This window comes from Paraburkholderia sp. (assembly GCF_035656215.1).
Taxonomy (GTDB): domain Bacteria; phylum Pseudomonadota; class Gammaproteobacteria; order Burkholderiales; family Burkholderiaceae; genus Paraburkholderia.
In genome coordinates this window covers 1-3,947 of the sequence record NZ_DASRSY010000054.1, presented here as the reverse complement: position 1 = coordinate 3,947, position 3,947 = coordinate 1, and the positions used below count along the sequence as shown (strand labels likewise).

The following is a 3,947-nucleotide window of genomic DNA, read 5'->3' as shown; positions in this document are numbered from 1 at the left end:
CTCCGCCGTTGCGGTCAGGGCGCGAATCTCTCGCGCTGGCCACAGGCCTCAGTCGCGCGTCGAGTACCCGTCATTCGCGCACCGCACCCGTAGCCCGACCTTGCCCGGCCTCATGAGTGGCCGGCGCGCCACGCTCTTCTGCGCGCCATTGCTGCCGCGAACGCACCATTCTGCGCACGGCGAAGCGCGCCATCTTGACCCAGCCAGAGGGTCGCGGGTCAGCGAGCATACTGAGCGCGCGCGCATAGTCGAGCGTGAGACCCGGCGTCCACGCCATCGTCGCGGCGCGTTTGCGAAGCTGCGCGGCCACCCACAACTCCGGCGTCGTAATCACCCGCAAAAACGGCCGCCAGCCGCCGAGGCTGCCCCACACGCGCGCCGATGCACCTTCGATCGCCGCTTCCAACGCGTGCGATACGCTGCTCGAACAATTGCGGTGCGTCAGGTTGTAGGTCGTCTCCTGACGATAGGTGTCCCAGAAGCGGCGCAGGCGCGCCGGATCGTAATTGCGTATGCGCACCTGAACCGTCGACGGACACCACGCTTTCGATTCGGTCGTGTAATCGGGCTGGAACACACCGGGCACGTCGTTCTCGCGTGTCGCACGCAGGAGCCGCGCGAAATCGTCGGGCGAACGATCGATCTCGACGCCCGGATACAAGCTGATGTAGACACCCTCAGGCGACTCGAGCGCGGCATGGCCGGTTGATATCACGCCGTTACGATCCACCGCCGCGATATAACGATCGACGATCAACTGCCGTCGCGCCTCGCCCTTGGACGAACCGACCGGTGTCCACACGTGGACGGTCAACGCGTCTTCATCGGCGGCGGGCGGCCCGTCCCATTCCACCGCGCCCAACCGGCCGGGAGCAGCGGCACTCGCAGCGGAGTTGGCGGCATCAGCGGTTGCATCGTCCGAAGCAACCGCGGGATTCGACGCGAGACGCCGCACGCGCATACTCAGCAAAATCATGTTCCAGCCGCCGAACATCAGGCCGAGGCCGAGACAGTACGGCACGGTGCCCACATAGTGCGTCGGGTAAGGCTGATAGAAGAAAACCGCCAGCGCGATTTCAACGCTCCCCCCGATCATCGCGAGCCGCCAGGTGCGATAGCGGACGACCTTCGCGGAGACGATCTGCAGCAGACCGTCAGCCAGAAAGAGCGTGCCGAAGATCATCGACAGAACGAAGTTACCGTGATGATGACCGGCGAGAATCAGCGCCGCCGCAAAACAGAATGCGAGGCCCTTCACATAGCGCAGCGTGCGCTGCCCGCCCATGCCTGTCCACGCGACGGCCAATGTGGCGAGCCCTTCGAGCAGCAGCAATAACGCAAACGGTGTGATTGGAAAATAGAGTGCGCTATCGAGTGCGTCGATGAACACCACCACGCCCAGAATCAGGCTCACCCAGCCGATCAACTGCAACGAGCGCCAGCGCGTGCGCAGGTAATCGACACCCAGCAGGATCATGACCAGCCGAACCATCGCGAGTCCTCCGTGATTGATATGCCTTTCTGGTCGTAATCTTAACCATATTTAGGGTGCCGGAGGAGAGCGGTCTGGTGTGGCGATGTGGGTGTGTGGCGGTGTGGCTGCGCGGCCGTGTCACGGTGCGGTCGTGCGACGATATGGCGGAGCGGCGGCGGTGTGTGCCCCCGCGCCCCGCGCGCGGTGCGCGAGAAGCAGCGCTTTGATGCAATGCTGCTTCGCAAACGCGCCAGACTACAGCGGATGAGGCAAGAATCAGGCAGCAGCGGCCTGCGGCATCGCCTCGCCATGCTCTCCACCCAACACGTCGAGCAGATCGCACAGCATGCGGTCGAGTTCGGCGGTCATCAGCGTGACGTCGGAATCGAAGCGCTCGTCGTCGTTGTGCGCGGTGGGGTCGCTCGCTTCCTTGAGGACATCGAGCGGCGCGATGCGCTTGATCGTCAACGAGGGCGTCAGCACGAACGACACGCGATCGTTCCACGTCATCGCGAGCCGCATGCATTGCTTGCCGGCTTCGATATGACGGCGCATATCTTCGGCGTCCAAAGTATGTCCGACATAGCGCACCGTCGCGTTGCCTTCCGTCGGCGAGCGCAACTCGGTGTCCTGGTCGAGCGTGAAGCCCGCAGGACCTTCACCGGAAAGCAGCCATTCGGTCATCGCCGCAACCGGCGATTGCGTGACGCGCACGGTGCCGAGCGGCAATTGATCGATCGACTTCACCAGCAGACCGCGCACTTCGTCGGCGACCGCTTGCGAGCCCGCATCGATTACGAGCCAGCCGTTTTTGGTGTCGATCCACACGCGCGTGTCGCGGCGGATGCTGAAGGCACGCGGCAGCAGTTCGTCGGTCACCTGTTCCTTGAGTTCGCGCATCTGCTTGCGGCCGGGTTTGAAGCCCTGCTGCTCTTCGAGTTCGAGCGCGCGTGCCTTGGTCACTTGCGTGACGACCGAAGCCGGCAACAGTTTCTTTTCGGCGCGAAACACGAGCAGCATCTGACCGTTGAGCGAATACACCAGCGAGTCGTTGTCGCGTGGGGACGCCCAACCATGGCTTTGCATCTCGACGCTGTTGCCGGGCGCGAACGCGTGCGGCGCGAGCCATTTCTCCAACTGTTCAGGGGTGATGGACCACGGAGCGGGAAGACGGTGCAACTGAAGGTTTTTGAACCACATGGGCAGGGTCCTGTACGGGCAAAGCGCGTCATTCTATATGACACGGCGAAGATGGCACGGCCAGCCGCGTACCCGCGCGCACTTCGCCGAAGCGGTCGCACCGCCGGAAGCATTTTCAAATAAAACCCGAAAATCGCTTAAAGCGACAGACCGATTATCAAATCGTAGCTGTTAGCCAGAGAATGCGCGTCATCAACGTCAACTTCTATGGAGCGTGTCATGCCCCCAACCTTCTTTTCGAGACTTGCTGGTCACGTGCGGCTAGCAGCCGGCCTCGCCGGCGCCGTGAAGGACGGCCGCATCGTCGAAAACTGGCACCTCGAAGACAATCTGACGTTGCTCAAACAACTCGGCGCGATCAAGCCATAGTGGTTTAGCCGCATCAGTCCTGGGGCGCGCTTTACGCTCAAATCACCTAGACTTTTTAAGACGCGCGCGACATAGACGGAGGCGGCCATGGCCGATGAAACCGCACCCTGGCAGATGGTGGAATACGAGGGTTTCGAAATTCACGTGGCGCCGTTTCCCAAGAACCCCCCCGACGACGCACACCCGTCAGCCGTGCCTGATAACCGTTACACATATGTCGGTTACGTCTGCCATCCGGGCGCCGATCCGGCCATTCCCGGGCATGCGGTGCCGTTTCACGCGGACGGCGAAGAGAGCTTCGCCGGCAAGGATGAAGCGCTCTACGAAGGGGTGCATGTGGGGCGCAGTATTGTAGACGGCACACACCCGGATTTGACGGTGCTGCCGCTGGTCACTGGCGGCGTCTAGGGAGATCCGCGTGGTTCCCGACCGATCTGTCGTGACTCCGCGCCGCACGCCCCCCCTGAGCCTATTCTCCGCCGCCGCGCTGCGCGGACACCCGATTGGCTCAATCGAACTGTCACACGGTTATAATCGCGGTCGCCCTCCTATCTTGAAAGAAGTGCACTGAACCTCCGGCCATCGCATCGGCAGGCCGGACCGGTAATGTTCACACGAAATTTCGGCCTATGATTTTTGCTCCCAGCCTGATCTGGTTAAGCACAGCCCTGCTATTTCTCGCCCCCGCTGTGAACCTCGTGTGGCGCGGCGGCACTGGCTACTGTTTCTTTTTGCTCGTTGCTCTGGCGCTCGGCGCCGCCATCGCCAACCGGCGCACGCCCGGCTATTTCAGTGCGCTGCGGGCCTATCCCTGGTATACGGCCGGGATGCTTGCGTTTGTCCTCGCCCTAATCTTGCAGCAACTGCTGCTGGGCTACTGGATGCCCCGCCAATTCGACCCACT

The 3,947-nt window shown here is 62.5% G+C and carries 3 protein-coding genes and 2 pseudogenes; 3 read left to right on the top strand and 2 right to left on the bottom strand.

The annotated features are described in order from the left end of the window. Positions 1–70: 70 nt before the first annotated feature. Positions 71–1,492, bottom strand: coding sequence for a DUF308 domain-containing protein (locus tag VFE81_RS03010; RefSeq protein ID WP_325043169.1), 1,422 nt, complete (start codon positions 1,490–1,492; stop codon positions 71–73). A 258-nt stretch (positions 1,493–1,750) separates the two neighbouring features. Continuing rightward, the gene (locus tag VFE81_RS03005; RefSeq protein ID WP_325043168.1) at positions 1,751–2,674 is read right to left on the bottom strand and encodes a recombination-associated protein RdgC; all 924 of its coding nucleotides are present in this window, start codon (positions 2,672–2,674) and stop codon (positions 1,751–1,753) included. 285 nt (positions 2,675–2,959) lie between these two features. Here VFE81_RS03005 and VFE81_RS03000 point away from each other — a divergent pair. From VFE81_RS03000 to VFE81_RS02990, 3 genes and pseudogenes are all read left to right on the top strand, one after another. Then, a pseudogene (locus VFE81_RS03000) lies at positions 2,960–3,043 on the top strand (ester cyclase); the annotation flags it as partial. Positions 3,044–3,130: 87 nt separating this feature from the next. Further along, entirely contained in the window at positions 3,131–3,451 is a 321-nt protein-coding gene (locus VFE81_RS02995; RefSeq protein ID WP_325043167.1) for a hypothetical protein, read from the top strand. Between the two features lie 221 nt (positions 3,452–3,672). Then, positions 3,673–3,947, top strand: a pseudogene (locus tag VFE81_RS02990) (polymerase); the annotation flags it as partial.